The sequence below is a fragment of the Streptomyces sp. NPDC044003 genome (assembly GCF_056435185.1).
This window is the reverse complement of record NZ_JBWKFA010000014.1, coordinates 105,074-131,915: the sequence shown is the minus strand read 5'-3', so window position 1 is coordinate 131,915 and position 26,842 is coordinate 105,074. Positions and strand designations below refer to the sequence as shown.

Here is a 26,842-nt window from a genome sequence, read left to right as displayed (position 1 = left end):
TGACCTGCGGCAACTCCCTGTGGCCGAATCGGCTCGTCTCGTATACGTACGTTTGAGCGTTTACGGGACGGGCTAGGTTCGCCCCATGGCAACTGTGCTGGTGGCATCCAACCGGGGCCCGGTCTCGTACGTGCTGGGCGAGGACGGTTCGCTGGACGCCCGTAAGGGCGGCGGCGGCCTGGCGTCGGCCCTGAGCACCATCGACTCCCGGGAGAGCCTCTGGGTGTGCGCGGCGCTCGGCGCCGGCGACCGGGAGGCGGTGAGACGCGGGACGGGCGAGCCGGGCGTGCGGATGCTGGACATCGACCCGGGGATCTACGCGGACGCGTACAACGGCATCGCGAACTCGGTGCTGTGGTTCCTCCACCACCACCTGTACGACATCCCGCGCGAGCCGGTCTTCGACGCGGAGTTCCGCCGCCGCTGGGAGTCGTACCGGAGCTACAACCGCGCGTTCGCGGAGGCCCTGGCGGCGGAGGCGGCGGAGGGCGCGGCGGTCCTGGTGCAGGACTACCACCTGGCGCTGGTCCCGGGGCAGCTCCGGGACCTCCGCCCCGACCTGAGGATCGCCCACTTCACCCACACGCCCTGGGCGTCCCCGGAGTACCTCCGCATGCTCCCGGACGACATCCGCGAGGAGCTGCTGTGGGGGATGCTGGGCGCGGACGAGCTCGGCTTCCACACATGGAAGTGGGGCTTCGCCTTCATGTCGGGCGCGCACATCGACAACGAGACCGGCTCGGCGGTCCCCCTCTCCCCGACGGGCGACCCCTGGCGCGGCGTGGACCACCGGCGAGGGCCCGGACCGGGCCCGATCCGCAGCACCCGGATCCGGGCGTACGCCCTGGGAGTCGACGCCGACGACCTGCGGGCGCTGGCGTACCGGCCGGAGGTGGACGACCGCCTGGCCCGCCTCCGTCAGGAGATCGGCGACCGGAAGACCATCGTCCGCGTCGACCGCACCGAACTCTCGAAGAACATCCTGCGCGGCCTCCTCGCCTACCGCGAGCTCCTGACCACCCACCCCGAATGGCGGAACCGGGTGGTCCACCTGGCGTCCGCCTACCCCTCCCGGCAGGACCTGGAGTCGTACCGGACGTACACGGCGGCGGTGACGGAGTTGGCGGACGAGATCAACACCGCATTCGGCACGGCGGACTGGCAACCGGTCCTGGTCTCGGTGAAGGACGACTTCACCCGCTCCCTCGCCGCCTACCGCCTCGCGGACGTGGCCCTGGTGAACCCGGTGCGCGACGGCATGAACCTGGTCGCGAAGGAGATACCCGTCGTCTCGGAGGCGGGCTGCGCGCTCGTCCTGTCGACGGGCGCGGGCGCGTACGAGGAACTGAAGGAGGACGCCCTCACGGTGAACCCCTTCGACGTGACGGAGACGGCCGAGGCCCTGCACACGGCCCTGACGATGCCCCCGACGGAACGCGCGGACCGCACGAAACGCCTGGCGGCGGCGGCCACTGCCCTGCCCCCGCAGCGCTGGTTCCTGGACCAGCTGGAGGCGCTCAGAGGCTAGGAACCGCCTCAAGCAGTGACGCGGCCTGGTGATCGCCCACCAGGCCGCGTTTCACAGACCGCGTTTCACAGACCGCGATTCACCGTCTGTGTTTCACAGGCCTGCGGCGTCGATCACGGGGTGGTGAGGGTCGGGTTCTTGCGACCTTCGCGCAGGCCTCCCCCACCGGCCCGACCACGCCCGGCGGCCCCTGGGGGTTCACCACAGAAACGATCACGCTTAGCGCAGACAGCCCCCTCCTCAGCCGCGCGGGCGGCTCCTCCCCCACTCCGCCAGCGGTTCCAGGGCCTCGTTGAGGCGGATGCCGGACGGGGTCAGGGCGTACTCGACGCGGGGCGGGACCTCGTCGTAGGAGGCGCGGTCCACGATGCCGTCCGCTTCCATCTCGCGCAGGTGGGAGGCGAGGACCTTCTCCGTGATGCCCGGGATCAGGCGGCGGAGTTCACCGAAGCGGCCCACCGGCACGAAGTACGTCGGTGGGGACGCCGGATTCGCCGCCCTGCACGACGTGGCTCTGCTCAGCGGCATGTACGGGATGTTCGCGGGGGCGGCGCACGCCTTCGCCCTGATCCGGCGGGAGGACATCGATCCCGTGGCCTTCGCCCCGCTGCTCGCCGACTGGCTCGCCGCCATGGCCCAGGGGGTCCACGGGACCGCCGCCCGACTCAGGAGCGGCGACTACACGGAGGGCGTGGTCTCCAACCTCGCGATGCAGGTGGCCGGCACGCCGACGTTCCTGGCCACGGCCGAGGGGCAGGGTGTCAGCCCGGAGCTGATCCGGCCGTACTTCGAGCTGATGCGCCGCCGCCTCGACGTCGGCAGCGGCGGGGAGGACCTCACGGGGGTGGTCGATCTCCTGCTGCGGTGACCGTCGGTGGCCGGCGGCGGCGCGGGCCGGTCAGAAGCCGGCGAGGGCCTCGTCCACGGTGTCGAAGATCTCGAAGATCACGATGAGCTGGGTGATCACGAGCATGTCGTAGACCCTCGGGGGCACGGCGGCGAGCTTGAGCTTCTCGCCCCGGTTGGAGGCGGTGGTGTAGGAGCCGACCAGCTCGCCGATGCCGGCACTGTCGACGGAGAGGACGCCCTGCATGTTGAGCACGACGCCCTTCGCGTCGTCCTCCAGGGACTGCCTCACGGCCTCCCGGAGCTTGAAGTCGCCCACGCCGATGGTGAGCTTGCCGGCCAGGTCGAGCACGGTCACGCCGTTTTCGATGCGGCTGGTGATGTTCATGGCTCCACGTCCTTACCGAGGGGGGTGTCGTACGCCAGGACCACATCGGTCCCGGGCGGGTCGTCGCGGCGCGCGATCTCGTACGTGTCGGTGCAGTGCGCGATCAGGGTGAGTCCGCGGCCGGAGGCCGTCAGGTTCGGCCGGCCGGTCGCGGACGGCTCGGGGCGGTCGAAGCCGGGCCCCTCGTCGCCGACCGTCACCGTCAGCCGCCCGTGGGCCCGTGCCCAGCCGAGCCGCACGCGGGTGGCGGGGTCCCGGCGGTTGCCGTGGAGGACGGCGTTGGCGACGGCCTCCCGGACGGCCAGGCCGAGGCGGTACCGGTCGTCGTCTCCGAATCCGCAGGTCACGCCGAGTTCCTCGGCCCATGCCGCGGCCGTCTCGACGCTCGCCACCTCGGAGGGCAGTTCCAGGTCGCCCGGCTCCATCTCACCCCGACAGTCATCGCCACAGGTCTCACGCTCAGCGAACGCGCCGAGCCTAGGGCGGACCTGAGCGCCCGCCACGGAGGCGCGGGCCTCTCCGCCCGATCGAGTGAAGCCGGGCATCCCGGGCCCCGCGACCGCATCACCTGCGCCTCCTGTCGGTGCACGGAGACGAATTCACGGGATCAACCCCTCCTCTCCACCGGTCCTTTCGTGCGAGACTCTGCCGCGATCGTTCCCCCAGGCGATCCGTAAATCTCCTACGGAACCACGCGAACCATGCGTCACACGCATGTGAGCGAAGGGATCGCAAGTGAAGAAGATTGTCGTGGGCATGACCCTCGGGTCGGCGCTCACCGCACTCCTCGCCGCGGGGCTCACCCCCGCCGCCGCGCAGGAAGCCCGGGACGCCGCGCCGGCGGGTGCGAACGCGCACCGGCCCGACAACCGTCCCGGACCGCTCACCAAGCAGCGCACCCAGCTGCGCGAGCAGGCGATCGACCTGGTCGCCAAGGGCCAGGCCAAGGCGAACGCCAAGGGCGTCGTCGAGGTCGCGCCCGGCAAGTTCGCCGAGACCAAGACCAGCACCGCCACCCGCCAGGAGAAGATCTTCACGATCCTCTCCGAGTTCGGCGACCAGAGCTCCGGCAAGCTCGGCACCGTCCCCGGCCCGCTGCACAACCGGATACCCCAGCCGGACCGCAGCACCGACAACTCCAACGCCTGGACCGCGGACTTCTCCAAGGCCCACTACGAGGAACTCTTCAACGGCTCCGGCGAGTCCATGAAGACCTTCTACGAGAAGCTGTCCAGCGGCCAGTACTCGGTGACCAACACCGTCGAGGACTGGGTCAAGGTCCCCGGCAACGCCTCCACCTACGGCGACAACGCCGTCGAGGACACCGGCGGCTCCTGGGCCTTCATCCAGGACACCGGCGACGCCTGGTGGAACGCCCAGCTCGCGGCCGGCAAGACGCCCGCCGAGATCGACGCGTACCTCGCCCAGTTCGACGTCTGGGACCGCAACGACTGGGACCACGACGGCAACTTCGACGAGGCCGACGGCTACATCGACCACTTCCAGGCCGTGCACGCCGGCATGGGCGAGGACGCGGGCGGCGGCGCCCAGGGCGAGGACGCCATCTGGTCCCACCGCTGGTACGTCAACGGGGACGACTACGGGCTGACCGGCCCGGACGTCTCCGGTACGCAGAACAAGGCCGGCGGCGCCCGCATCGGCCAGTCCAAGTACTGGCTCGGCGACTACACCACCGAGGGCGAGAACGGCGGACTCGGCGTCTTCTGCCACGAGTTCGGCCACGACCTCGGCCTGCCGGACTTCTACGACACCGACGGCGGCGAGAACTCCACCGCCTTCTGGACCCTGATGAGCTCCGGCTCCTGGCTCGGCCACGGCGCCGCCGCCAACGCCGGCATCGGCACCCACCCGGGCCTCATGGGCGCCGAGGAGAAGCTCTTCCTCGGCTGGCTCAACTACACCGACGCACCGCTCGGCGCCACCGGCTCGTACACCCTGAGCCCGGCCGCGCTCCAGGTCCGCGGCAAGGCCCAGGCGGTCCGCGTCGCGCTCCCGGACAAGACGAGCAGCACCACCTACGCGACGCCCACCTCGGGCACCCACGCCTGGTGGACCGGCTCGGCCGACGGCCTCAACCAGTCCCTCACCCGCTCCGTCCCGGCCGCCCCGCGCGTGACCGTCAAGGCGAGCGCCTGGTACGAGATCGAGGCCGACTTCGACTACCTCTTCGCCGAGTACTCCCTCGACGGCGGCGCCACCTGGGCCCGCGCGGGTGAGTCCGTCTCCGGCTCCTCGGGCGGCAAGTGGACGACGCTGCGCTACTCGTACGACTCCGCCGGCAAGCCGTCCCTCTTCCGCTTCCGCTACCAGAGCGACGGCGGCGTGCACTTCGCCGGCGCGTTCCTGGACGACATCTCGCTGACCTCCGGCGGTACGACCCTGGCGGCGGACGACGTCGAGCAGGGCGTGGGCGGCTGGACCGCGCAGGGCCGCTGGAAGATCTCCACCGGCACCGAGACGGCCACCGCCCCGCGGTACTACCTCGTGGAGAACCGCGAGTACGTCGGCGCCGACGCGCTCCTCGCCGAGGGCCCGTACCAGTTCAGCAAGGGCATCACCGCCCCCGACTGGGTCGAGTTCTTCAAGTTCCAGAACGGCATGCTCGTCTGGTACGTCGACCGGTCCTTCGACGACAACAACGTCAGCAACCACCCCGGTGGCGGCTCGGCGATGGCCGTCGACGCCCGCCCGGCCCCCTTCCGGTACGCCGACGGCACCGCGCCCAGCAACCGGCGCCAGCCCTTCGACGCGACCTTCGGCCTGGAGGCCACCGACGCGACCTGCCTCCACAAGGAGGTCCTGACCGGCAAGGGCCCGAACCAGGCCGTCCAGACGCTGGCGGCCTGCGCCCCCTCCGTCCCGGGCATCCCGGTCTTCGACGACACCGACCCGAACGCCTACTGGGACGCCTCGGCGCCGCAGGCCAGCGCGAAGGTCGCCGGTCACGGTGTGCGCGTCACGGTCACCGGTGACGCCGGCGACGACCTGACGATCAGCGTCGCCAACCCGGCCGCGCACTGATCCGTACGGAAAGCAGCGGGGGCGGTACGGAGGGGCTCAGGCCTCCTCCGTACCGCCCCCGCGGCGTTTCCGGGGCCGCTCAGCCCTCCCGTACCGCCCTCGCCAGTTCCGTCAGGAACTCCACCACGCCCGGCGGGCCCGCCACCGAGAGGTCCGCACGGCCGGCCAGCTCCGGGACCTCCGTGGAACCGCTGCACACCAGGACGCCCGGGGTGCCGTCGGAGCGGAGCTTCTCGACCGCCGCGAAGGCCGGCAGGTCGCCCAGGTCGTCACCCGCGTACAGCACGGACCCGGCGCCCACCTCCCGTACGTACTCCGCGAGCGCCTTGCCCTTGTCCATGCCCGGAGGCCGCAGCTCCAGGACCATGCGGCCCGGCTCCAGGACGAGGCCGTGGGCGACGGCCAGCTCGCCGAGAGGACCGCGCAGGGCCTCGAAGGCGCGCTCCGGGTCCAGGGCGCGGCGGGTGTGGACGGCGACCGCGCGGCCCTTCTCCTCGATCCAGACGCCCGGCCAGGCCCCGGCCCGGTCGAGGAAACCGGGAAGCTCGGCGCGGACGGAGGCGACGCCCGGGTGCGGGGCGGCGGCCTGCACGGTGCCGGTGACGGCGTCCCAGCGTTCGGCGCCGTAGTGGCCGAGGACGACGAGGTGCTCCAGGCCGGGGACGCCGGCGAAGCCGCCGTAGCGGACGGCGACCCCGGCGGGGCGGCCGGTCACGACGGCGATCGAGGCGACCTGGGGGGCGAGGGCGGCGAGGGCGGCCACCGCGCCGGGGTGGGCGCGGGCCTGCTCGGGGTCGGGGACGATCTCGGCGAGGGTGCCGTCGAAGTCGAGGGCGACGACGGCCTGCGCGGGCCGCGCGAGGAGCGCGGCCAGGCCGTCGCGGCCGGCGGAATGGGGTCTCCCCTGCTCGAACAGGGTTGAGAGCTTGGGGAAGGTCGGGTGCGGAAGGCTGCTGACCATGCTTCCGACCCTACCGACGTACGGGGGTCACGTCAGCGTGGCCGGAGTCACTGGCCGGGGTCACCCTTCGCGGCGGCGCTGCTTCTCCTCGCGGACCCGGCGCAGCCGGTTGACCGTGACGGGGTCGTGGGCCAGGGCGCGCGGGTCGTCGAGGAGGGCGTTGAGGAGCTGGTAGTAGCGGGTCGGCGAGAGGCCGAGCCGCTCGCGGACGGCCCGCTCCTTGGCGCCGGGCCCGGGCCAGGAGCGCCGCTCGACGGCGAGAAGGGCCTGCTCGCGTTCCCCGAGGCCGCTCTCGCCGTCCACCGTCTCTTCGGTCATACGAACAACCTATTACTCGGCGTTCTCGGCCGCCGTCGCCTCCCGGCCGATCCGGCCGAGGACCTCGGACGGCTTGCCGCCGGGGGTGACGGCCTTGCCGATGTTCTGCTTGACGTTCTCGCTGACCTTGGCCCAGGAGGTCTTGCCGACCGGCGGGAGCTGGGCGTCGGGGAGGACCTTGAGGAAGACGCGCAGGTTGGCGTGGGCGGGGTCGGTCTCCATGCGGGTGGAGGCGGTGACGGTGACCGGCAGCAGGTCGTTGTCCCCGGCGAACTTCAGGACGTTCTCGTCGTTGAAGACGAAGTTGAGGAAGTCGCCGATCTCCTTGTGGTGGCCGTTCTGCTTGAAGCCCATGATCCAGTCGGCGACGCCCATGGAGGTCCTGGGCGTGCCCTCGGCGCCGGGGAGGGGGACCTGGCCGACCTGGACGCCCTTCTTCGCGGCCTCCTTGAGGAGCGAGGGGTGGCCGTTGAGCATGCCGACCTCGCCGTTCGCGAAGGCGGCGAAGGCGGCCTTGCGGTTGAGCTTGCCGGGGGCTGTCGGCCCGGTGAGGTCCTTGCCGACCAGCTGGGTGCGGAGCCACTCGAAGGTGCGCACGTTGGCTTCGGAGTCGACGGCGTAGCGGTCGGACGCGTCGGTCCAGCCGCCGCCGCCGCTGAGCAGCCACATGAGGGCCTCGGCCTGGGCCTCCTCGGGGCCGAGCGGCAGCGCGAAGGGGGTGGTGACGCCCTTGGCCTTGAGCTTCTCGGCGGCCTCGACGAGCTCGTCCCAGGTGGTGGGGGCCTTGGCGCCGGCCTCCTGGAAGAGGCCCTTGTTGTAGAAGAGCGGCCGGGTGGAGGCGACGAAGGGCATGCCGTACTGGGTGCGCTTGTACTCGCCGGCGGAGACGAGCGGGGCGAGGAAGTTGGCCTGGACGGGGATGGAGAGGAGCTCGTCGGCGGAGTAGAGCTGCCCGGCGGCCGCGTAGTCGGCGTAGGCGCCGATCTGCGCGATGTCGGGGGCCTGGCCGGCCTTGACCATCTCGGCGACCTTGCGGTCGACGTCGTCCCAGGACAGGACCTGGACCTCGACCTTGACCCCGGGGTGCTTCGCCTCGAAGGCGGCGACGAGGTCGGCCCAGTACTTCTTGGTGGTGTCGCCACCGTTGAGGTCGTAGTCGGCGGCGACCAGCTTCAGGGTCACGTCGCCGGAATCGCCTCCGAGGGTGCCGCAGCCGGCGACCGTCGTGGCCAGTCCGAGGGCGGCGGCGGCCGCGGTCAGTCCAAGGAATCGTCGCCGCTCCACGGCTTCATCCACCTTTTGCTCGTCGTTGAGCTGTCGTCTGTCTGCACTGAGCTGCGTGTTTGCACTTCTCAGGGCCGTAAGTCTGCCCCGCCCCCCGGCATGAGGTCTACACCACTCGGGTATCACTTCCGCAACTGCGACGGGACCATGGGCGCATGGTCGGCCCCGAATTTGTATCCGAGCGCAACAATCCTGCCCAGTGGACTAGACCTGTTAGGTCCTCCCGCGTCAGAATGTCCCCCGTGAGACACGTCATCGCCCTGGATGTGGGCGGCACCGGCATGAAGGCCGCCCTCGTCGGGGCGGACGGCACCCTGCTGCACGAGGCCCGCCGCGCCACCGGGCGCGAGCGCGGCCCCGAGGCCGTGGTGGAGACGATCCTCGGCTTCGCCGAAGAGCTCCGCGCCCTCGGCCAGGAGCGGTACGGAGAGCCCGCCGCCGCGGCCGGAGTCGCCGTCCCCGGCATCGTCGACGCGGAGAACGGCATCGCCGTCTACGCCGCCAACCTCGGCTGGCGCGACGTTCCCATGCGCGAACTCCTCAGCCGCCGGCTCGACGGCGTCCCCGTCGCCCTCGGCCACGACGTACGCACCGGCGGCCTCGCCGAAGGCCGTATCGGCGCGGGCAACGGCGCCGACCGCTTCCTCTTCGTACCCCTCGGCACCGGCATCGCCGGAGCCATCGGCATCGGCGACCGCATCGAGGCCGGCGCCCACGGCTACGCCGGCGAGATCGGCCACATCGTCGTCCGCCCCGGCGGCACCGACTGCGGCTGCGGCCAGCGCGGCTGCCTGGAGCGGTACGCCTCCGCCTCCGCCGTCTCCCTCGCCTGGGCCGAGGCCAGCGGCGACCCGGACGCGGACGCCGCCGACTGCGCCAAGGCCGTCGAGTCCGGCGACGAGACCGCCGTACGGGTCTGGCAGGACGCCGTCGACGCCCTCGCCGACGGGCTCGTCACCGCGCTCACCCTCCTCGACCCCCGCACGCTCATCATCGGTGGCGGTCTCGCCGAGGCCGGGGAAACCTTGTTCACACCACTCCGGGCCGCCGTGGAGGAACGCGTCACGTTCCAGAAGCTGCCCGCCATCGTCCCGGCGGCCCTCGGGGACACCGCCGGATGCCTGGGCGCGGGCCTCCTCGCCTGGGACCTTCTCTCCCTCGACTCGGAGGTTTCCGCCTGATGGCCGATCACCAGGTTCTCGCCGGCGCGCACGTCGTGCTGCCCACCGGAACGGTCGAGAACGGACGCGTGATCGTCGACGGCGACCGCATCGCGGGCTCAGCCCCCGAGAACGCCCCCACCATCGACCTCACCGGCCACTGGCTGGTCCCCGGCTTCGTCGACATGCACAACCACGGCGGCGGCGGCGCGTCCTTCACCTCCGGCACCGTCGACGAGGTCCTCAAGGGCGTCCACACCCACCGCCTGCACGGCACCACCACCGTCGTCGCCTCCTTCGTCACCGGCGACATGGACTTCCTCGGCCGCCGCGCCGGCCTGCTCTCCGAGCTCGCCGAGCAGGGCGAGATCGCCGGCCTCCACTTCGAGGGCCCGTTCATCTCCCCCTGCCGCAAGGGCGCCCACGACGAGACGCTGCTCCGCGACCCCGACCCCGCCGAGGTCCGCAAGCTGATCGACGCCGCCCGCGGCCAGGCCAGGATGGTCACCCTCGCCACCGAGCTGCCCGGCGGCCTCGACTCCGTACGGCTCCTCGCCGAGCACGGCGTGATCGCCGCCATCGGCCACACCGACGCCACGTACGAGCAGACGCAGGCGGCCATCGACGCGGGCGCCACCGTCGCCACCCACCTCTACAACGCCATGCCCGCACTCGGCCACCGCGCCCCCGGCCCGATCGCCGCGCTCCTGGAGGACGAGCGGATCACCGTCGAGCTCATCAACGACGGCACCCACCTCCACCCCGCCGCCCTGGAGCTCGCCTTCCACCACGCCGGACCCGAGCGCGTCGCCTTCATCACCGACGCCATGGACGCCGCCGGCTTCGGCGACGGCCGGTACATGCTCGGCCCGCTGGCCGTCGAGGTGAAGGACAGCGTCGCCCGGCTCGTCGAGGGCGGCTCCATCGCCGGCTCCACCCTCACCCTGGACCGCGCCTTCAAGCGCGCCGCCACCATCGACGGCCTCCCCGTCGAGTCGGTCGTCCAGGCCATCTCCGCCAACCCGGCCCGCCTGCTCGGCGTGTACGACCGGGTGGGCTCCCTGGAGCCCGGCAAGGACGCCGACATCGTCGTCCTCGACGAGGAGTTCGAGCTCAAGGGCGTCATGCGCAAGGGCGAGTGGATCGTCGACCCGACGGCGGACAAAGCCGCCTGATCAGGTGTCACTCTCGAAGGCGGTTGGCCGTGGGTCTGGGCCAACCGCCTTTCCTTTGGCATGATCGGTGCCCGTCGGAACGCGCGTTCCACAAGACTTCACACGGAGTACGGGGGGTGGACGGGTCTTGATCCTCACGGTCACCCTCAACACGGCACTGGACCTGACCTACCGGGTCCCCGCCCTCACCCCGCACGCCTCCCACCGCGTCACCCAGGTCATCGAGCGGCCCGGCGGTAAGGGACTCAACGTGGCCCGCGTCCTCGCCGCCCTCGGGTACGAGACGGTCGCCACGGGCTTCGCGGGCGGCGCGACGGGCGCGACGCTGCGGGACCAGCTCGCGTCGACGCCGGTCCGCGACGAGCTCGTCGAGACCGCCGGACCCACCCGCCGCACGGTCGCGATCGTCGACACGGCGAGCGGGGACACCACCCAGCTCAACGAACCGGGCCCGGCCGTCACCGCGGCCGAATGGGCCGCCTTCCGCACCCGCTTCACGGAACTCCTCGACGGGGCACGGGCGGTCGCCCTCTGCGGCAGCCTCCCGCCGGGCATCCACGTCGGCGCGTACGCGGAACTCGTCCGCCTCGCCCGCACGGCCGGGGTCCCCGTCCTCCTGGACACCAGCGGCGAACCCCTCCGCCGGGGCATCGCCGCCCGCCCCGACCTGGTCAAGCCGAACGCCGAGGAACTCGCCCAGCTGACGGGCGCCCGCGAACCCCACCGGGCCACCCGCGACGCGCGCCGCCGGGGCGCCCACGCGGTGATCTCCTCACTCGGCCCCGAGGGCCTGCTCGCCGCCACCCCGGAGGGCCTGTGGCGCGCGACCCCGCCGGCCACGGTGAAGGGCAACCCCACGGGTGCGGGCGACTCCGCCGTCGCCGGCCTGCTCTCGGGCCTGGTCGACGAGGTCCCCTGGCCGGACCGCCTCACCCGCGCGGTGGCCCTCTCGGCGGCGACGGTCCTGTCCCCGGTGGCCGGCGAGTTCGACGCGGCGGCGTACGAGGAGCTGCTGACGCGGGTGAAGGTGGCGGAGGAGACCCCCTGAGGGGTCAGCCCTTACCGGTGTGCCCGGCCTCCAGGTAGACCTGGTCGAGGATCGCCTCGCACGAGTCGCCCGCCTCGCAGGAGATCTTGAGCGCGTTCGATCCCTTGTTCAGGTTCACGTAGGAGTAGGTGTAGGTCCAGCCCTTCTCCCAGTCGCCCTCCGCGGCCTTCGCGAAGTTCCCCATGTTGATCTCGCGGGGCGCCTCGCCGTTGACCGTCAGGGAGGTCTTGGCGTCCTTGCCGGGCACGCTGTACGTGATGCGGAGCGTGTACTCGCCGGTGTCCGGGACGTCGACCGACCAGCTCGCGGAGCTGCCCACACCGGTCAGGGTCACGTAGGCGCCGTTCGTGCCCTTCGCGCCCTTCACGCCGGTCCCCGTGGTGGCCGAACCGCCCAGCGTCAGCGTCGCCGCGTCCTGCTTGGGGAGCTCCTCCGGGGTCTTCTCGGCGCTCGGCTCGGTGCTCGGCGTCTCCGAGACCTGGGACGGCGCGGTCGACGGGGTGTTCCCGCCGGCCTTGTCGTCCTTGTTCTTCTCGTTGCCCGAGTTGGAGATCACCGCGGCCGTGATGCCGATCACGACGACCGCCACGACGGCGACCGCGCCGATCAGGAGGCCCTTCGTGTTGGGCCCGCGGCCCGCGCCGCCGCGCTGGGGCGGGATCGCGCGGGTCTGCGGCTGGGCGCCGTAGGTCTCCGGCGCGGCGTACTGCGCCTGCGGCCGGCCGTACGGGGCCTGCTGCTGCGGCGGCACGTACGGCTGCTGCTGTTGGTGGCCGTACTTGCGCTCGCCGACCGTCCTGACCTGGTTGTACGAGGTCCGGGGCACGCCCGGCTGCGCGGGAGCGGGGCCGGGGTAGCCGTAGCCGCCGCCCTGCGGGGGCCGGGCACCCGCTGCCTGGCCGTCCTCGTAGAGGTAGCCGAACGGATCGTCGTCCTCGGGCGTGTTCGCGCCGTCGTTTCCGGCAGCCATCCGGGTCATCCTCTCCATGCTCGCCAGCCGTCGCCGACCGGCCGAGCCTACCCCGAACGGACCAGCGTGCGACTCAGCCCGCCCGCCGTTGGACCTTTGCGCGGGAACGCTTCTCCATGTACATCCGCTGGTCCGCCGAGTTCAGGACCTCTTCCACGGTCATCCCGCACTCGGCCCAGCCGATGCCGAAACTCGCGCCGACGCGGACCGCCCGCCCGTCCACCCGGATCGGCGGGATGATCGCGTTGCGCAGGCGTACGGCCAGGTCGGCGGCGTCGGCGGCGCCGAGGCCGTCGGCGAGGACGACGAACTCGTCACCGCCGAGCCGGGCGACGGTGTCGCCGTCCCGCACACCGGTGGTGAGCCGGCGCGCCACCTCGATGAGGACGGCGTCGCCGGTGTGGTGGCCGAAGCGGTCGTTGATCGATTTGAAGCCGTCGAGGTCGCAGAAGAGGACCGCGAGCCCCTTGGTGCCGTCGTCGACCTCACCGCCCGTGGGCGCCACGATGTGCACATGGTGGTCGTACGGGCCGGTGCCGCCCGCCGGCTCGAAACCGAAGCCGTGCTCGTGCTCGTGCTCGTACGACTGCGGCTCGTGACCGGAGTCGTACGCGGGGTCGTACGCGGGCTCGTAGCCGCCGCCGTCGTGGCCCGCTCCGTAGCCGCCGTCCCGCTGGGAGTCGTACGCCCCGTACGCGGCCTCGTCCCCCGGCGCCGCCGGGCGCTCGCAGAGCCGGGCGGAGAGCCGGGAGCGCAGCTCGGCGCTGTTGGGGAGGCCGGTGAGGGCGTCGTGCGAGGCGCGGTGGGCGAGCTGGAGCTCGTGCCGCTTGCGCTCCTCGATGTCCTCGACGTGGGTGAGGAGGAAGCGGGGCCCGTCGGCGGTGTCGGCGACCACCGAGTTGCGGAGGGAGACCCAGACGTACGTGCCGTCCCGGCGCCCGAGCCGCAGCTCGGCCCGGCCGCCCTCGGCGGAGGTCCGGAGCAGGGTGCCGATGTCCTCGGGGTGGACGAGGTCGGCGAAGGAGTAGCGCCGCATCACGGAGGCGGGGCGGCCGAGGAGCCGGCACAGGGCGTCGTTGGTGCGCAGGAGGCGGCCGTGCTGGTCGCCGCCCATCTCGGCGATGGCCATGCCGGAGGGGGCGTACTCGAAGGCCTGCCGGAAGGACTCCTCGGAGGCCCGCAGGGCCTGCTGCTCGCGCTCCAGGCGGACCAGGGCGCGCTGCATGTTGGAGCGGAGGCGGGCGTTGCTGATGGCGATCGCGGACTGCGAGGCGTACATCTGGAGCGCTTCCTGGCCCCAGGGGCCGGGGTGCCGGCCGTTGCGCGGGCGGTCGACGGATATGACGCCGAGGAGCTCACGGCCGGAGCCGGAGGCGTACATCGGGGCGTAGAGCCGGTCGTGCGGGTGCCACTCGTCCTCGAAGCGGGGCGCGGGCCCGTCGGTGTGCCACTGGGGGACGTCGTCCTCCATGAGGACCCAGCCCTCGGTGTGCGGGATGAACCGCAGGTCACCCCAGGGGACGCCCATGGACAGGCGCCGCTCCCACGAGGAGCGGGAGCCGACACGGCCGGTGATCAGGGCCTCCGCGGCGGAGCTTCCGGCGAAGGCGGCGACGACGAGGTCACCGTCGGGGCGGACGAGGTTGACGCAGGCCAGCTCGTAGTTGAGACCGGCGACCACACCGTCGGCGACGGTCTGCAGGGTGTCCGCCAGGCTGCGGGCAGTATTGAGGTCCGCCACGACCTGATGCAGCTGCCGCAGGGTCGAGAGACGGACGTAAGGCTCCGACTCGGTCTCCATCGCTCGCTCTCCCCGAGACCTCGACAGCAACTCCAGGGTTCTCATCGGCTTCGTGTTGCACTGTCACCGCCACTGAATCACAGCGAGCTGCGCCCCAGGTACACAGGGTCAGCAAATACTGCCCTCTGTGACTCAAGTCACAGCAGATGATGGCGGGTCGCGACGGCCAGGCGCATATGACAGGACCTAGGTCCGGCGGCCGTCACCGGCTGGTCCCCGGGCCCGATGCGGGGCGGGAGGAGCGCGGACTAGCGTGCAGGAGTGCTCCAGCAGACCCCAGCCTCGCCCCCCGTGTCCGATCTGGCCATCCCTCATGCTGAGGGGGTGAGCAACGACGAGTTCCGGGCGGCGATGTCCCGCCTCGCGGCGGGCGTGGTCCTGGTGACCGCGCACGACCCCGACGACGGCCCGCGCGGCGAGGACGTCGGCATGACGGCCACCGCCTTCATGTCGGTCTCCCTCGACCCGCCCCTGATCCTCGTCAGCCTCCGCAACGGCTCCCGCATGGACGACCTGCTCACCGACGTCCCGGTGTGGGCGGTGTCGATCCTCGCCCAGGACCAGCGGCACATCGCCGGGCGCTTCGCCATGAAGAACCGCGTCAGCGACCGGCTCCTCTTCGCCGACCTGCCGTACACGCGCGGCGAGGAGAGCGGCGCCCCGCTCATGGGCGGCGCGCTGTCGGTCCTGGAGTGCCGCACGGAGAGCCGGGTCGTGGCCGGCGACCACACGCTGGTGGTGGGCCGGGTCCTGACGGTCGGTCTGCGCTCCGGGGGCGGCGAGCCTCTGACGTACTACCAGGGGAAGTACCGGCACCTCGGCTGACCCGCGCCGGCTCCGAGCGCGGGACCGACCGGCACCCGAGCACGGGTCTGACCGGCACCTGGGCCGACCCGCGTCAGCTCCAGTCGGGCGGGACCGACCGGCACCTCCGCCGACGTGCGTCAGCCCCAGTCGCGGGACTGGCGGGTCCGCTTCGTCTCCGAGCGCTGCTTCTTCTCGCGCAGCCGGCGCTCGTTGATCCCGCGCGGGATCTTCGTCGGACGGCGGGGCTTCGGCGGTGGGGCCGTCGCCTCGGCGAGGAGGGCGGCCAGACGGACCGCGGCCGTCTCGCGGTTGCGCCACTGGGAGCGGTGCTCCGAGGCGCGGACCGTCACGACGCCGTTGACCAGGCGGGAGGCGAGCCGCTCCAGGGCGCGGGCCTTCCACACCTCGGGGAGCGCGTCGGTGGCCGCGAGGTCGAAGCGGAGCTCCACCTGGGAGTCGCTGGTGTTGACGTGCTGACCGCCCGGCCCCGACGACCGCGAGAAACGCCACTGGAGCTCGGCCTCGGGCAGCGAGACGGAGCCGCGGATGGGATACGGACCGGACATGCCTTCCATGTTCCCCGGAGGGGGCCGCGGGAGTCATCCTGTTTTCGCCCCGGAACCACCGGGAACCGCTGGAGGCACGCATGCGTTTCTTCAGGCGACGACAGAACGATGAAAGGGACTTTCCATGGCTGTGAGCCTGTCCAAGGGCGGCAACGTCTCCCTGACCAAGGAGGCCCCGGGCCTCGCCGCCGTCACCGTGGGCCTCGGCTGGGACGTCCGCACCACCACCGGCACCGACTTCGACCTCGACGCCTCGGCGATCGGCGTGGACGCCGCCGGCCGGGTCGCCTCGGACGCCCACTTCGTCTTCTTCAACAACAAGTCGACGCCGGACCAGACCATCGTGCACACCGGTGACAACCGCACCGGTGAGGGCGGCGGCGACGACGAGCAGATCAACGTCAACCTCGCGGGCCTCCCGGCGACCGTCGACAAGATCGTCTTCCCGGTCTCCATCTACGACGCGGTGTCCCGCTCGCAGAACTTCGGCCAGGTGCGCAACGCGTACATCCGCATCGTGAACCAGGCCGGCGGCACCGAGATCGCCCGCTACGACCTCTCCGAGGACGCCGCCGTCGAGACGGCCATGATCTTCGGCGAGCTGTACCGCAACGGCGCCGAGTGGAAGTTCCGCGCCGTGGGCCAGGGCTACGCCTCGGGCCTGGAGGGCATCGCCCGCGACTTCGGCGTCAACCTCTGACGGACGCCACGCACCACGTGGGGCCCCGGCGGGATCCGCGCCGGGGCCCTACCCTTTTCCGCGTGATCGTCGAACCCCTCCCGCGCACGGAAGCGCACGCCCTCCCCGGCGCGCTGCTCACCGAGCTCACCGCGCTGTACGCCTCCAACGAGGAGTTCCAGCAGCTCAGCGGTGACTTCCCGGATCCGTCCGACATCCGGCCCGAGCAGGTCGCCACCGCTCTCGCCGACGAACTCGCCCAGCCGACCGCCGAGGTGCTCCTCGCCCGCTCCGAGGGCCGGCTCGTCGCCGTCGCCATCACCCTCGGCCGCCACCCGGACCCGGCCGAGCCCGATCCGTGGCTGGGGCTGCTCATGGTCCACGCGGACGAGCGCCGCGCGGGGCACGGACGCCGGCTCGCCGCGTACGTCGAGGACCGTTTCCGCGCCGACGGCCGTACGGGGCTGCGGCTCGCCGTCCTGGAGAACAACCCGAAGGCGCTGGCCTTCTGGACCGCGCTCGGCTACGAGGAGACGGCCCGCCGCCCGGACCTCGCGCACGGCCGCGCGTGCATCGTGATGCGGAAGTCCCTGACCGGCCGGGGCCTGGCCCCGTAGCTCCGATCAGGCGGGCGAAGCCGACGACGTCCTCAGACCGGACGGGGCGGCGGCGAACGCCTGCTCCGCGTCGACTTCGTAGCAGACGTTGACGCTCGAATCTCCGAGGGTCTCGTCGGCGAAGCGCTGGACGTCCTCTACGGACTCGGTCTCCCAGAGGCACGTCACCGCGGAGCCGTCGACGTGCGGGTAGAACTGCAGCACCCGGCTGCCCTCAGGCGCTCCGACGCCGTCGATGAGGGCCTGACCGCGCGGAAACGCCGTCTCGGGGTTCAGGATCTTGTGCTGGACCACGACGTACATGGGAACCTCCTCGTCCCCCCTCCCCCTTACATTGTGGACCGGGAAGGTACCCCCCGCCTGAGCGGCCCGGACGCACCCTAGGGCTTGTCCGGCTTCCCGTCGCCGTACAGCCAGACGTCCCACAGCGCGTCGAGGTCGCGGCCCGCCACGCTCTCCGCGTAGGCCGTGAAGTCGTCCGTGGTGGCGTTGGCGTGGTGGTACTTCGCGGCCCAGCCGCGCAGGATCTCGTCGAAGACGCGGTCGCCGACCGTCTCGCGCAGCTTGTGCAGGACCATCGCGCCCCGCTGGTACACGGGCGGGTCGAAGAGGTTCTCGGCGGCCGGCGGGGCGGCGGGCGGGAAGGCCCAGTTGGCGTCCTGGGCGAAGGCGCGCGCGAAGTGGGTCGACGCCGGGACGTGCTCGTACTCCTCCGCGTACAGCCACTCCCCGTACGTCGCGAAGCCCTCGTTCAGCCAGATGTCCCGCCAGCTCTCGGGCGTCACCGAGTTCCCGAACCACTGGTGGGCCTGCTCGTGGAGGAGGGTCGACCGGTCGAAGGAGGCGGACGGGAAGACGGGCCGGGTCTGGGTCTCCAGGGCGTAGCCGAGGGTCCCGTCCTTGGTGACGACGGCCCCGGCGGCGGAGAAGGGGTACGGGCCGAAACGCTTCACCTGGCGGGCGAGGAGCTCGGGGATCTCGGCCCGCAGCGCGGCGCTGCCCGGCGCGACGGGGGCCTCGGCGGCGGTGAGGACGGGCACGGTGCCGAGGGCGGTCGCCGTCCCCGTCTCGTACCGGCCGATCGCGACCGTCGCGAGGTAGCTCGCCATGGGCTCGGCCGTGTGCCACACGGTGGTGACGCGTCCGTCCTGCTCCGTCCGCCGCTCGGTCCTGACGCCGTTCGAGAGGCCGTCGAGTCCGGCGGGGAGGGTGAGCGTGAGGGTGTAGGTGGCCTTGTCGGAGGGGTGGTTGTTGCCGGGGAACCAGGTCATGGAGCCGGCCGGTTCGCCGACCGCGATCGCCCCGTCGGCGGTGCGCAGCCAGCCCTCCTTGGAGCCGTCGGCGTCGGTGAGCGGCTCGGGCACGCCCGTGTAGGTGACGGTGGTCCTGAACTCCCTGCCCTTGGCGATCTCGTCGCGGGGGCGGAGGGTCAGCTCGTTCCCGGCGCGGTTGTGCGCGGCGGGGGCGCCGTCGACGGTGGCGCCGCGCACGGTGAGCCCGGCGAGGTCGAGGTTGAAGGCGCTGAGGTCCTGGGTGGCGCGGGCGGTGATCTCGGCGGTGCCGTCGAGGCGGCCGGTGGCCGGGTCGTAGGCGAGGGTGAGGTCGTAGTGCCCGACGTCGTAGCCGCCGTTGCCGAGCTTCGGGAAGAGCGGGTCGCGCAGCCCGGCCGCGCCGGGGGTGCCCCGGACGCCGCCGCCGGCCTCGGTGCAGCCGCCCGTCAGGAGTACGAGGGCGGCGAGGGCGAGGGCTCCGATCCGGCTGCGTTGTGACACGTACCGATCTTAAGAGGTCAAAAACGAAAAAAGGCGGTGGCGCCCGGTCGGGGGATCCGGGCGCCGCCGCCGGCTGGGGGACGTCAGTTCGCGAGCGCGGCGACGCCGGCCTGCGCGAACTTCTCGTCGAGGTCGCCCGAGGGAGCACCCGCGACACCGATGCCCGCGATCGGCGCGCCCTTGGCGGTGACCGGGGCGCCACCGGCGAGGAAGAGGGTGCCGGGGATGTCCTTCAGGGTCGGCGCGTTGGCGAGACGGCCGGCGAGGACGGAGGTCGGGGCGTTCCAGGAGACGGCGGTGTACGCCTTCTTCTCGGCCGACTCGTAGGACTGCGGGCCCGCGCCGTCGCCGCGCAGGGTGACGATGGTGTTGCCGTTGCGGTCGACGACCGCGACGGAGACACGCTGGTTCTCCTTCTCGGCGGCGTCCAGGGTCGCCTGCGCGGCCTTCGTGGCCGCCGCGATCGTCAGGTGCGTCGTCTCCATGGTGTTGCCGTTGTCCGCGTCGGCCATGACGGCGGCGGGAGCGGCGGCCGGGGCGGCGGCGTTCGCGGAGACCACGCCGAAGGTACCGGCGGCGACGACAGCGGCGGCGGTGGCACCGAGGAGGATCTTCTTCATGAGGGACTCCGTAGAGGTGAGGAGGAGAAGGGAGAGGAGAAGCCGTCGAGCGGTTCGTTCCTTCGCTCTGCCTCAATCCTCCGGCCGCAACCGCCGCCCACCGGTCCACGGTCCGGCTGCCCTCCGCGTGCACACCGGACGACGGGTCTGTCAGCCGATCGGTTGATGCCCCACTGGTCCCACCGGGTCACCATGGACAGATACACGCAGGTCAGCAAGGCAGGGAGGCGGCACGGTGACCCGGCCCACGGAACACGACCCGGACGCCCGCTGGCTGGCGCGGATCATGCACATCGCGTTCTTCCTGCTGCTCGGCGCCTCCCTCGCCCGCTTCCTGCTGCGGCACGACTGGGAGGCCCGCAGCCCCTGGATCATCGCCCTCACCGGCGCGCTCGCCTCCCTCTACCTGCTCGGTCCCGTGCTCGGCACCCGCGCCACCCCGCGCCGGATCACCTGGCTGGGCACGGTCGTCGCCGTCTGGGTCGTCCTCGTCGTCCTCGCGCCCAGCTTCGCCTGGTGCGCGGTACCGCTCTTCTACACGGGCCTGCGGACCCTCCCGCCGCGCGCCGCCCTCGGCCTGGTCGCCCTGCTCACCGCCTTCGTGGTCTTCGCGCAGGTCCAGCTCTCGCACGGCGGCTGGGACCCGAACCTGATCGTCGCCCCGCCGGCCGTCGCCGCCCTCGCCACCGGCGTCTTCGTGTACTCCGACCGGCAGGCCGCCCGCCAGCGGGCACTGATCGACGACCTGATCCGCACCCGGCGCGAACTCGCCGCGATCGAACGCCGCGAGGGCACCCTCGCCGAGCGCCAGCGGCTGTCCATGGAGATCCACGACACCCTCGCGCAGGGCCTGTCGAGCCAGCAGATGCTGCTCCAGGCCGCCGACCGCACCTGGGACAGCGACCCGGTCACCGCCCGCCGGCACGTCCGCACCGCCGAGTCCATCGCCGAACGCAACCTCGCCGAGGCCCGCCGCTTCGTGCAGGACCTCGCCCCCGCCGACCTCGCCGGGGACGGCGGCCTGGAGGAGGCCCTGCGGGGCCTCGCCGCCCGCGAGTCGGCGGCCTTCCGCGTCGACGGCATCGCGGTGCCGCTGCCCGACCGCGTGCAGGCGGCGCTGCTGCGGATCGCGCAGGGCGCCCTCGCCAACATCCGCGAGCACGCCGGCGCCGACTCCGCCGCCCTGACCCTCACCTACCTCGACGACCAGATCGTCCTGGACATCGCCGACGACGGCCGCGGCTTCGACCCGGCGCTCGCGCGCGAGCAGGCCGAACGCGGCCACGGTCTGCCGGCGATGCGGGTGCGCGCCCAGCAGCTCGGTGGCACCCTGACGGTCGAGTCCACCCCCGGCGAGGGCACGGTGCTCTCCGCCGCGATCCCGCTCTCCCTGGAGTCCTGATGTCCGTACGGATCCTCCTCTGCGACGACCACGTCGTCGTCCGCGCCGGCCTGCTCGCGCTGCTCGGCAGCACCCCCGACATCGAGGTGGTCGGCGAGGCGGGCAGCGGCGAGGAGGCCGTCGCCATGGCCGCGAAGCTGAAGCCGGACGTCGTCCTGATGGACCTCCAGCTCGGCGCGGGCATCGACGGCGTGGAGGCGACGCGGCGGATCGCGCCCACCGGCGTCCACGTCCTGGTCCTCACGACGTACGACACGGACGCGGACATCACGCGGGCGATCGAGGCGGGCGCGACGGGCTACCTCCTGAAAGCCGAGCGGCCCGAGGAGCTGTTCGCGGCGATCCACTCGGCCGCCCAGGGCCGCACGGCCCTGTCCCCGCCGGTCGCCAGCCGGGTCATGGACCGCATGCGGGGCGCCGCCGGTCCTTCGCTCACCGACCGGGAGCGGGACATCCTCGGCCAGCTGGGGCGCGGCCTCGGCAACCGGGAGATCGCGCGGGCGCTGTTCATCAGCGAGGCGACGGTGAAGACGCACCTGGGCCGGATCTACGCCAAGCTCGGCGTCGACACCCGCGCGGGCGCGGTGGCGGTGGCGAAGGAGCGACGGCTGCTGCCGTAGCCCGTTGGACTGGTCCCGGGTGCCGTTCCCCGGCGCCGAACCACCCCCACTGCTACCGTGCGTTGCCGTTCAACCGCACGGTGTCATGTCCCAGTGGGAGCGCATGTGAAGTTCGCGATCGTCGGCGGTGGCCCCGCCGGCCTCTACCTCTCGATCCTGCTGAAGCGGCAGGACCCGTCCCACGACATCGCCGTGTACGAGCGGAACCCCGAGGGCTCCACGTACGGCTGGGGCGTGACGTACTGGGCAGGGCTGCTCGACAAGCTGCGCGCGGGCGACCCCGAGTCCGCGGCGGCCGTCGCCGAGACCTCCGTGACCTGGACCGACGGGGTCGCCATCGTCCGCGACGAGCGGACCGTCCACCGCGGCGACGCGGGCTTCGGCATCGGACGGCGGCGGATGCTCGCGCTGCTCGCCGACCGCGCCGAAGAACTCGGCGTACGGGTCGAGTTCGAGCACGACATCCCGGGACCCGACGCGCCCGAGCTGGCCGGCGCGGACCTGGTCGTCGCCGCCGACGGCGTCAACAGCGTGCTCCGCGAGGCCCACCCCGACCGCTTCGGCAGCGAGGTCACCAGCGGCCGCAACCACTACATCTGGCTCGGCACCACCAAGGTCTTCGACTCCTTCAGCTTCGCCTTCAAGGAGACCGAGCGCGGCTGGATCTGGTGCTACGCCTACGGGTTCAGCGGTGAGCGCTCCACCTGTGTCGTCGAGTGCTCCCCGGAGACCTTCACCGGCCTCGGCCTCGACACGCTCGGCGAGGCCGACAGCCTGAACCTCCTGGAGAAGCTCTTCCACGACCTCCTCGACGGGCACGAGCTGATCGGCCGCGAGCGCGCCGACGGCACCGCCCAGTGGCTGACCTTCCGCACCCTCACCAACCGGGTCTGGCACCACGGCAACCTCGTCCTCCTCGGCGACGCCGCCCACACCACGCACTACTCGATCGGCGCGGGAACCACCCTCGCCCTGGAGGACGCGCTCGCCCTCGCCGACGCCCTGCGCGCCCCCGGCGACCTGGACGCCGCGCTCACCGCGTACGGGAAGCGGCGGCGCGCCGAGCTCGTCTCCGCGCAGAGCGCCGCCCGCTACAGCGCCCAGTGGTACGAGAACCTGCCGCGCTACATGAGCCTGGAGCCGGCCAAGATGTTCGCGCTCCTCGGCCAGCGCCACTCGCCGCTGCTTCCGCACGTCCCGCCGCAGTTGTACTACCGGATCGACCGGGCCGCCGAGCAGCTGGAGGCACTGCGGCGGCTCAAGCGCTGGCTCGGGCCGCGGGTGGCACGGGCGGTGCACGGCCGCCGCTGACTCCCGTGCGGGGGTTCACACGTCCCGGCGGTGGACGGCCGTGAAAGCCACCACCACGGCCCCCACCGCCCAGGCCGCGTACACCGTCCACGCCCCGCCCGCGGTCCACGGGTGGACCACCGGGACCGGCGACACCCCGACCTCCGTGAGCCGCTTCCACGCGCCCTGCGGCAGCGCGTGCAGAAGCGTCGCGCCCCAGCGGTTGCGCTCGTCCATCAGGGCCGGCAGCAGGAGCAGCACCCCGGTGAGGGAGACGATCGTCGTCGCGGTGTGCCGCAGCAGCGCCCCGAGACCGAAGCCGGCGAGCGCGCACACCGGCGCGAGGAGCGCCGACGCGGCGACGGCCCGGAGCACGCCCTCGTCGCCGATCGCCATGCCGACGCCCCGGCCGTCGAGCACGGCCTGCGTGGCGGCGAACGAGACCACGGCGACCAGCACCCCGTACACCAGCATCACGACGGCGAGGACGAGCGTCTTCGCGGCGACGACGGCCCGACGGGCCGGGACGGCGGCGAAGGTCGTACGGATCTGCCCCGTGCCGTACTCGCCGACGATCACCAGCGCGCCGATGGAACCGGTCGCGAGGATGAACACCATGGCCCCGCCGAGCGTGAACGCGTCCCGCATCGCCCAGATCGGCACGAAGAGTTCCTTGATGCCGTCCGGGTAGTTCGGGTAGTTGCGGTAGTCGGCGAGGGTCGCGTTGAGGTTGACGCCGAGGGCGGCGACCGCGCCGACGGCGAACGCCCAGGGCGTGGAGCGCAGCGACCACAGCTTCATCCACTCCGCGGCGAGCAGGTCACGAAAACGGGCCTTCGGCATCAGCGGTACTCCACACTGTCGGCGGTGAGCTCCATGAACGCCTCTTCGAGGGAGGAGGCGCGCGGCGTCAGTTCGGCGAGCGGGACGCCGCACCGGAAGGCGACGAGACCGATCCGGTCCGCGTCGATCCCGGTCACGACCAGCCCCCTCTCCTCCGTCCGTACGGTGGCCCCCTCGGCCCTCAGGGCATCGGCGAGGCCCGGGGCGGCGGCCGGCTCCGCGGCCCGCACGCGCACGCTCCGGCGGGTGCCGCGCGCGGCGAAGTCCGCCACGCTCTCGGCGGCGATGAGCCGGCCGCGGCCGATGACGACGAGGTCGTCGGCCGTGTGCTCCATCTCGCTCATCAGATGGCTGGAGACGAACACCGTGCGGCCCTCGGCGGCGAGCCGCCGGAACAACCCCCGCGCCCACAACACGCCCTCCGGGTCGAGGCCGTTGACCGGCTCGTCGAAGAGCAGCACGGGAGGGTCGCCGAGCAGCGCGGCGGCGATTCCGAGGCGCTGCTTCATCCCGAGCGAGTAGCCGCCGATCCGCCGCCGTCCCGCCCCGGCGAGGCCGACCTCCTCCAGGACCTCGACGGCCCGGCGGCGCGGGATGCCGTGGGTGCGGGCGAGCGCGGCGAGGTGCGCCTCGGCGGTCCGGCCGCCGTGCACGTCGTGCGCGTCGAGCAGCGCCCCGACGTCCCTCAACCCGCGCGGCAGGTCCCGGAACCGCCGCCCGCCGACGGTGGCGGTCCCGGAGGTCGGCTCGTTCAGCCCCAGGATCAGCCGCAGGGTCGTCGACTTCCCGGCCCCGTTGGGCCCGAGGAACCCGGTCACACGCCCGGGCCTCACGGCGAAGGTGAGGCGGTCGACGGCGGGGCGGTCGGAGGCGGAGCGGTCGACGGCAGGGCGGTCGGAGGCGGGGCCCGGGCCGGGCGCGGGGCGGCCGCCGGCGGAGACCGGGCCGGCCGGGGTACGGGCGGCGGAGCCCGCGCCCGCCGCGGCGCGGGCCTCGCCGTCGGCGTCATGGGCCGTACCGGCGGAGGGGCGGCCCTTGAGGCGGGACCGGGCCGGCAGGCGGGATGGGCCGAGCAGTCGGGACCGGGCCGGGCTTCGTCGTCCGTAGTGCTTGGTCAGTTCGTGGACTTCGATCATGCGCCCCACGGTCGCGGGCCCGCACCCCCCGGCACATCGGCTCGGCGGCCACAACCGGGGACCGGGGGTGGCCCGGGGGCGTACTCCCCCGGGCCGATGTCCCGCCACGCGGCCGCGCCTACGATCACGACCATGCCCGCCACCACCACCGACCGCCCGTCCCACGGGCGGACACCGGCGGTCCTCGCCTGGGGCGCGGCCGTCGTCCACCCCTTCCTCCTCCTCATGGCCCTGCGGACCGGCCCGTACCGCTCCACCGAGCTGCGGTTCTTCCTCACCTCCGTCACCGTGGGCCTCACCCTGCCCCTGGCGCGCCGCCACCCGCTCGCGGCCCTCGGACTGCTGCTCGCCGGGCTGTTCGCGGCGGCGACCACCCGGCCGGAAGCCGCGCTCCTGTACCTCCCCGTGCTCGCCGCCGACGCCGTCGTCGCCCTGATCGCCGCCACGCGCCCGCTCCGGGTCCTGCTGCCCGCGGCCCTCGGCGCGCTCACCGTGCAGATCGCGGCCGCGACGTACACCACCTCCGGACAGGACGTCTTCGTCAGCACGATCACGGCCCTCGCGCTCGCCCTGCTCACCGCCGGGCTCCTCGGCCGGTCCGTACGCGAACGGCGCAGCCACACGGCGGAGCTGCGGGCCGCGACCGCCGCCGAGGCCGTCGCCGCCGAACGGCTCCGGATCGCCCGCGAGCTGCACGACGTCGTCGCCCACAGCATCGGCGTCATCGCCATCCAGGCGGGCGTCGGCCGCCGGGTCATCGAGACCCAGCCCGCCGAGGCCCGCAACGCGCTCGCCACCATCGAGACCACCAGCCGGGAGACCCTCGCCGGCCTGCGCCGCACCCTGGGCGCGCTGCGGGGCGCCACCGACGACGGCCGTCCGGCACCGCGCGACCCGGCGCCGGGCCTCGCCGACCTGGAACGGCTCACCGCGTCGACGGCGGACGCGGGGGTACGGGTCGAACTGCGGCGCCTCGGCGACCCGGACGTCACGCTCCCGCCGGAGGTCGACCTCGCCGCGTACCGGATCGTGCAGGAGTCCCTCACCAACGTCGTCCGCCACGCGGCCACCCCCACCTGCCGGGTGACGGTGGAGCGGCGCACCGAGACGCTGCTCGTCGAGATCGCCGACGACGGCCGCGGCACGCCCGGCGCGGACCAGGGGGGCGGCTACGGCCTCGTCGGGATGCGCGAGCGCGCCGAGCTCCTCGGCGGCAGCCTCTCCGCGGGGCCCCGCCCCGGCGGCGGCTTCCACGTGACCGCGCTGCTGCCGCTGCCGGCCGGCGCCGCCCAGGAAGGAACCCCCACCGCATGAACCGCGCGATCCGCGTCCTCCTCGTGGACGACCAACCCCTCGTCCGGGCCGGTCTGCGCGTCCTGATGGCCGACAACCCCGACCTCACGGTCGTCGGCGAGGCGGGCACCGGCACGGAGGCGGTCGCCCTGGCCCGGGAGCTCGGGCCCGACGTGGTGGTGATGGACGTCCGGATGCCCGGCATGGACGGCATCGAGGCCACCCGGATCGTCACGGCGGGCCCCGGCGCGCCGCGGGTCCTCGTCCTCACGACCTTCGACGACGACGAGTACGTGTACGGGGCGCTGCGCTCCGGCGCGAGCGGCTTCCTCGTCAAGGACATGGCCCTCGACGACATCCTCGCCGCGATCCGGGTGGTGGCCTCCGGGGACGCCCTGATCGCCCCGGGCGTGACGCGCCGGCTGATCGAGGAGTTCGCGGCGCGCCCCGAGCCCGCGCGCCGACCCTCCCGCGGCCTCGACGGGGTCACCGAGCGCGAACGGGAGGTCCTCACCCTCGTCGGCCGGGGCCTGTCGAACGGCGAGATCGCGGAACGGCTCCACATCAGCACGGCGACCGCGAAGGCGCACGTGGCACGGCTCTTCACGAAGCTGAACGCGCGGGACCGGGTGCAGCTGGTGATCGTCGCGTACGAGACGGGCCTGGTGCCGTGACG

At 72.9% G+C, this 26,842-nt stretch carries 27 protein-coding genes and 1 pseudogene; 14 read left to right on the top strand and 14 right to left on the bottom strand.

Annotation, left to right across the window (positions count from 1 at the left end; translation table 11 throughout):
- The first annotated feature begins 85 nt into the window (after nucleotides 1-85).
- A complete protein-coding gene (locus tag AC07AW_RS36740) occupies nucleotides 86-1,528 on the top strand; it encodes an alpha,alpha-trehalose-phosphate synthase (UDP-forming) (protein ID WP_478819796.1) in 1,443 nt (480 codons plus the stop codon).
- Between the two features lie 240 nt (nucleotides 1,529-1,768).
- Here AC07AW_RS36740 and AC07AW_RS36735 read toward each other — a convergent pair whose 3' ends face one another.
- On the bottom strand, nucleotides 1,769-2,056 hold the full coding sequence (locus tag AC07AW_RS36735; protein ID WP_478819795.1) for a winged helix-turn-helix transcriptional regulator: 288 nt from the start codon (nucleotides 2,054-2,056) through the stop codon (nucleotides 1,769-1,771).
- On the opposite strand from AC07AW_RS36735, the pseudogene AC07AW_RS36730 reads away from it, so the two are divergent.
- Nucleotides 1,983-2,396: pseudogene (locus tag AC07AW_RS36730) on the top strand (imine reductase family protein); the annotation flags it as partial. The gene AC07AW_RS36735 and the pseudogene AC07AW_RS36730 sit on opposite strands and share 74 nt — an antisense overlap.
- Nucleotides 2,397-2,426: 30 nt before the next feature.
- On the opposite strand, the gene AC07AW_RS36725 reads toward AC07AW_RS36730, so the two are convergent.
- Both AC07AW_RS36725 and AC07AW_RS36720 read right to left on the bottom strand, forming a co-directional pair.
- Nucleotides 2,427-2,762, bottom strand: coding sequence for an STAS domain-containing protein (locus tag AC07AW_RS36725; RefSeq protein ID WP_478819794.1), 336 nt, complete (start codon nucleotides 2,760-2,762; stop codon nucleotides 2,427-2,429).
- Nucleotides 2,759-3,187, bottom strand: coding sequence for an ATP-binding protein (locus AC07AW_RS36720; RefSeq protein ID WP_478819793.1), 429 nt, complete (start codon nucleotides 3,185-3,187; stop codon nucleotides 2,759-2,761). The genes AC07AW_RS36725 and AC07AW_RS36720 overlap by 4 nt, the downstream gene beginning before the upstream one ends.
- Before the next feature lie 310 nt (nucleotides 3,188-3,497).
- Here AC07AW_RS36720 and AC07AW_RS36715 point away from each other — a divergent pair, with 310 nt between their 5' ends.
- On the top strand, nucleotides 3,498-5,804 hold the full coding sequence (locus AC07AW_RS36715) for an immune inhibitor A domain-containing protein (protein WP_478819792.1): 2,307 nt from the start codon (nucleotides 3,498-3,500) through the stop codon (nucleotides 5,802-5,804).
- 79 nt (nucleotides 5,805-5,883) lie between these two features.
- On the opposite strand, the gene otsB is transcribed toward AC07AW_RS36715, so the two are convergent.
- The 3 genes from otsB to AC07AW_RS36700 are packed head-to-tail and all read right to left on the bottom strand — an operon-like array spanning nucleotide 5,884 to nucleotide 8,379.
- Complete coding sequence (gene otsB / locus AC07AW_RS36710; RefSeq protein ID WP_478819791.1) at nucleotides 5,884-6,765, bottom strand: trehalose-phosphatase; 882 nt, start codon at nucleotides 6,763-6,765, stop codon at nucleotides 5,884-5,886.
- A gap of 60 nt (nucleotides 6,766-6,825) precedes the next feature.
- Nucleotides 6,826-7,083, bottom strand: a complete 258-nt coding sequence (locus AC07AW_RS36705; protein ID WP_376592775.1) for a DUF3263 domain-containing protein — start codon at nucleotides 7,081-7,083, stop codon at nucleotides 6,826-6,828.
- A gap of 12 nt (nucleotides 7,084-7,095) precedes the next feature.
- Nucleotides 7,096-8,379 (bottom strand): extracellular solute-binding protein, encoded by a 1,284-nt coding sequence (locus AC07AW_RS36700; RefSeq protein ID WP_478819790.1) that lies wholly within the window; start codon nucleotides 8,377-8,379, stop codon nucleotides 7,096-7,098.
- A gap of 230 nt (nucleotides 8,380-8,609) precedes the next feature.
- Here AC07AW_RS36700 and AC07AW_RS36695 point away from each other — a divergent pair, with 230 nt between their 5' ends.
- From AC07AW_RS36695 to AC07AW_RS36685, 3 genes are all read left to right on the top strand, one after another.
- Nucleotides 8,610-9,548, top strand: a complete 939-nt coding sequence (locus tag AC07AW_RS36695) for an ROK family protein (protein WP_478819789.1) — start codon at nucleotides 8,610-8,612, stop codon at nucleotides 9,546-9,548.
- Nucleotides 9,548-10,702 carry an N-acetylglucosamine-6-phosphate deacetylase gene (gene nagA, locus AC07AW_RS36690; protein ID WP_478819788.1) on the top strand — a complete coding sequence of 385 codons (1,155 nt, stop codon included), beginning with the start codon at nucleotides 9,548-9,550 and terminating at the stop codon, nucleotides 10,700-10,702. Before AC07AW_RS36695 ends, nagA begins: the two co-directional genes overlap by 1 nt.
- 127 nt (nucleotides 10,703-10,829) lie before the next feature.
- On the top strand, nucleotides 10,830-11,750 hold the full coding sequence (locus AC07AW_RS36685) for a 1-phosphofructokinase family hexose kinase (RefSeq protein ID WP_478819787.1): 921 nt from the start codon (nucleotides 10,830-10,832) through the stop codon (nucleotides 11,748-11,750).
- 4 nt (nucleotides 11,751-11,754) lie between these two features.
- Here AC07AW_RS36685 and AC07AW_RS36680 read toward each other — a convergent pair whose 3' ends face one another.
- Together AC07AW_RS36680 and cdgB are read right to left on the bottom strand one after the other, a co-directional pair.
- Nucleotides 11,755-12,720 carry a CBM35 domain-containing protein gene (locus tag AC07AW_RS36680; protein ID WP_478819786.1) on the bottom strand — a complete coding sequence of 322 codons (966 nt, stop codon included), beginning with the start codon at nucleotides 12,718-12,720 and terminating at the stop codon, nucleotides 11,755-11,757.
- A gap of 73 nt (nucleotides 12,721-12,793) precedes the next feature.
- The gene (cdgB, locus tag AC07AW_RS36675) at nucleotides 12,794-14,521 is read right to left on the bottom strand and encodes a diguanylate cyclase CdgB (RefSeq protein WP_478819785.1); all 1,728 of its coding nucleotides are present in this window, start codon (nucleotides 14,519-14,521) and stop codon (nucleotides 12,794-12,796) included.
- A gap of 261 nt (nucleotides 14,522-14,782) precedes the next feature.
- On the opposite strand from cdgB, the gene AC07AW_RS36670 reads away from it, so the two are divergent.
- Entirely contained in the window at nucleotides 14,783-15,346 is a 564-nt protein-coding gene (locus tag AC07AW_RS36670; protein ID WP_478819784.1) for a flavin reductase family protein, read from the top strand.
- A 119-nt stretch (nucleotides 15,347-15,465) separates the two neighbouring features.
- Here AC07AW_RS36670 and arfB read toward each other — a convergent pair whose 3' ends face one another.
- Nucleotides 15,466-15,903, bottom strand: coding sequence for an alternative ribosome rescue aminoacyl-tRNA hydrolase ArfB (arfB, locus tag AC07AW_RS36665; protein WP_382869558.1), 438 nt, complete (start codon nucleotides 15,901-15,903; stop codon nucleotides 15,466-15,468).
- A 115-nt stretch (nucleotides 15,904-16,018) separates the two neighbouring features.
- On the opposite strand from arfB, the gene AC07AW_RS36660 reads away from it, so the two are divergent.
- Nucleotides 16,019-16,594 (top strand): TerD family protein, encoded by a 576-nt coding sequence (locus tag AC07AW_RS36660; protein WP_478819783.1) that lies wholly within the window; start codon nucleotides 16,019-16,021, stop codon nucleotides 16,592-16,594.
- Between the two features lie 62 nt (nucleotides 16,595-16,656).
- The gene (locus AC07AW_RS36655) at nucleotides 16,657-17,190 is read left to right on the top strand and encodes a GNAT family N-acetyltransferase (protein ID WP_478819782.1); all 534 of its coding nucleotides are present in this window, start codon (nucleotides 16,657-16,659) and stop codon (nucleotides 17,188-17,190) included.
- A 6-nt stretch (nucleotides 17,191-17,196) separates the two neighbouring features.
- On the opposite strand, the gene AC07AW_RS36650 is transcribed toward AC07AW_RS36655, so the two are convergent.
- The 3 genes from AC07AW_RS36650 to AC07AW_RS36640 form a co-directional block, all read right to left on the bottom strand.
- Nucleotides 17,197-17,493 (bottom strand): hypothetical protein, encoded by a 297-nt coding sequence (locus tag AC07AW_RS36650; protein WP_478819781.1) that lies wholly within the window; start codon nucleotides 17,491-17,493, stop codon nucleotides 17,197-17,199.
- Nucleotides 17,494-17,570: 77 nt separating this feature from the next.
- Nucleotides 17,571-18,962 carry a M1 family metallopeptidase gene (locus tag AC07AW_RS36645; protein WP_478819780.1) on the bottom strand — a complete coding sequence of 464 codons (1,392 nt, stop codon included), beginning with the start codon at nucleotides 18,960-18,962 and terminating at the stop codon, nucleotides 17,571-17,573.
- A gap of 83 nt (nucleotides 18,963-19,045) precedes the next feature.
- A complete protein-coding gene (locus AC07AW_RS36640) occupies nucleotides 19,046-19,582 on the bottom strand; it encodes a GlcG/HbpS family heme-binding protein (RefSeq protein WP_478819779.1) in 537 nt (178 codons plus the stop codon).
- Nucleotides 19,583-19,817: 235 nt separating this feature from the next.
- On the opposite strand from AC07AW_RS36640, the gene AC07AW_RS36635 reads away from it, so the two are divergent.
- From AC07AW_RS36635 to AC07AW_RS36625, 3 genes are all read left to right on the top strand, one after another.
- A complete protein-coding gene (locus AC07AW_RS36635; protein ID WP_478819778.1) occupies nucleotides 19,818-20,984 on the top strand; it encodes a sensor histidine kinase in 1,167 nt (388 codons plus the stop codon).
- Nucleotides 20,984-21,604, top strand: coding sequence for a response regulator (locus tag AC07AW_RS36630; protein ID WP_015035223.1), 621 nt, complete (start codon nucleotides 20,984-20,986; stop codon nucleotides 21,602-21,604). The genes AC07AW_RS36635 and AC07AW_RS36630 overlap by 1 nt, the downstream gene beginning before the upstream one ends.
- A 105-nt stretch (nucleotides 21,605-21,709) precedes the next feature.
- Nucleotides 21,710-22,915, top strand: coding sequence for an FAD-dependent monooxygenase (locus AC07AW_RS36625; protein ID WP_478819777.1), 1,206 nt, complete (start codon nucleotides 21,710-21,712; stop codon nucleotides 22,913-22,915).
- 15 nt (nucleotides 22,916-22,930) lie between these two features.
- Here the strand turns inward: AC07AW_RS36625 and AC07AW_RS36620 are convergent, their stop codons facing one another.
- Nucleotides 22,931-23,737, bottom strand: a complete 807-nt coding sequence (locus AC07AW_RS36620; protein ID WP_478819776.1) for an ABC transporter permease subunit — start codon at nucleotides 23,735-23,737, stop codon at nucleotides 22,931-22,933.
- A complete protein-coding gene (locus AC07AW_RS36615) occupies nucleotides 23,737-24,873 on the bottom strand; it encodes an ATP-binding cassette domain-containing protein (protein WP_478819775.1) in 1,137 nt (378 codons plus the stop codon). Before AC07AW_RS36615 ends, AC07AW_RS36620 begins: the two co-directional genes overlap by 1 nt.
- A 132-nt stretch (nucleotides 24,874-25,005) precedes the next feature.
- On the opposite strand from AC07AW_RS36615, the gene AC07AW_RS36610 reads away from it, so the two are divergent.
- Together AC07AW_RS36610 and AC07AW_RS36605 are read left to right on the top strand one after the other, a co-directional pair.
- Nucleotides 25,006-26,187 carry a sensor histidine kinase gene (locus AC07AW_RS36610; RefSeq protein ID WP_478819774.1) on the top strand — a complete coding sequence of 394 codons (1,182 nt, stop codon included), beginning with the start codon at nucleotides 25,006-25,008 and terminating at the stop codon, nucleotides 26,185-26,187.
- Nucleotides 26,184-26,840: a response regulator gene (locus AC07AW_RS36605; protein WP_478819773.1), complete on the top strand. Its 657-nt coding sequence runs from the start codon at nucleotides 26,184-26,186 to the stop codon at nucleotides 26,838-26,840. The genes AC07AW_RS36610 and AC07AW_RS36605 overlap by 4 nt, the downstream gene beginning before the upstream one ends.
- Nucleotides 26,841-26,842 lie beyond the last annotated feature (2 nt).

Coding starts and splice junctions, on each gene's coding strand:
- AC07AW_RS36680 (WP_478819786.1), bottom strand. CDS start 12,720: ATGGCTGCCGGAAACGACGGCGCGAACACGCCCGAGGACGACGATCCG.
- AC07AW_RS36720 (WP_478819793.1), bottom strand. CDS start 3,187: ATGGAGCCGGGCGACCTGGAACTGCCCTCCGAGGTGGCGAGCGTCGAG.
- AC07AW_RS36650 (WP_478819781.1), bottom strand. CDS start 17,493: ATGTACGTCGTGGTCCAGCACAAGATCCTGAACCCCGAGACGGCGTTT.
- cdgB (WP_478819785.1), bottom strand. CDS start 14,521: ATGGAGACCGAGTCGGAGCCTTACGTCCGTCTCTCGACCCTGCGGCAG.
- AC07AW_RS36620 (WP_478819776.1), bottom strand. CDS start 23,737: ATGCCGAAGGCCCGTTTTCGTGACCTGCTCGCCGCGGAGTGGATGAAG.
- AC07AW_RS36630 (WP_015035223.1), top strand. CDS start 20,984: ATGTCCGTACGGATCCTCCTCTGCGACGACCACGTCGTCGTCCGCGCC.
- AC07AW_RS36725 (WP_478819794.1), bottom strand. CDS start 2,762: ATGAACATCACCAGCCGCATCGAAAACGGCGTGACCGTGCTCGACCTG.
- AC07AW_RS36740 (WP_478819796.1), top strand. CDS start 86: ATGGCAACTGTGCTGGTGGCATCCAACCGGGGCCCGGTCTCGTACGTG.
- AC07AW_RS36615 (WP_478819775.1), bottom strand. CDS start 24,873: ATGATCGAAGTCCACGAACTGACCAAGCACTACGGACGACGAAGCCCG.
- otsB (WP_478819791.1), bottom strand. CDS start 6,765: ATGGTCAGCAGCCTTCCGCACCCGACCTTCCCCAAGCTCTCAACCCTG.
- AC07AW_RS36660 (WP_478819783.1), top strand. CDS start 16,019: ATGGCTGTGAGCCTGTCCAAGGGCGGCAACGTCTCCCTGACCAAGGAG.
- nagA (WP_478819788.1), top strand. CDS start 9,548: ATGGCCGATCACCAGGTTCTCGCCGGCGCGCACGTCGTGCTGCCCACC.
- arfB (WP_382869558.1), bottom strand. CDS start 15,903: ATGGAAGGCATGTCCGGTCCGTATCCCATCCGCGGCTCCGTCTCGCTG.
- AC07AW_RS36605 (WP_478819773.1), top strand. CDS start 26,184: ATGAACCGCGCGATCCGCGTCCTCCTCGTGGACGACCAACCCCTCGTC.
- AC07AW_RS36735 (WP_478819795.1), bottom strand. CDS start 2,056: ATGCCGCTGAGCAGAGCCACGTCGTGCAGGGCGGCGAATCCGGCGTCC.
- AC07AW_RS36610 (WP_478819774.1), top strand. CDS start 25,006: ATGCCCGCCACCACCACCGACCGCCCGTCCCACGGGCGGACACCGGCG.
- AC07AW_RS36705 (WP_376592775.1), bottom strand. CDS start 7,083: ATGACCGAAGAGACGGTGGACGGCGAGAGCGGCCTCGGGGAACGCGAG.
- AC07AW_RS36640 (WP_478819779.1), bottom strand. CDS start 19,582: ATGAAGAAGATCCTCCTCGGTGCCACCGCCGCCGCTGTCGTCGCCGCC.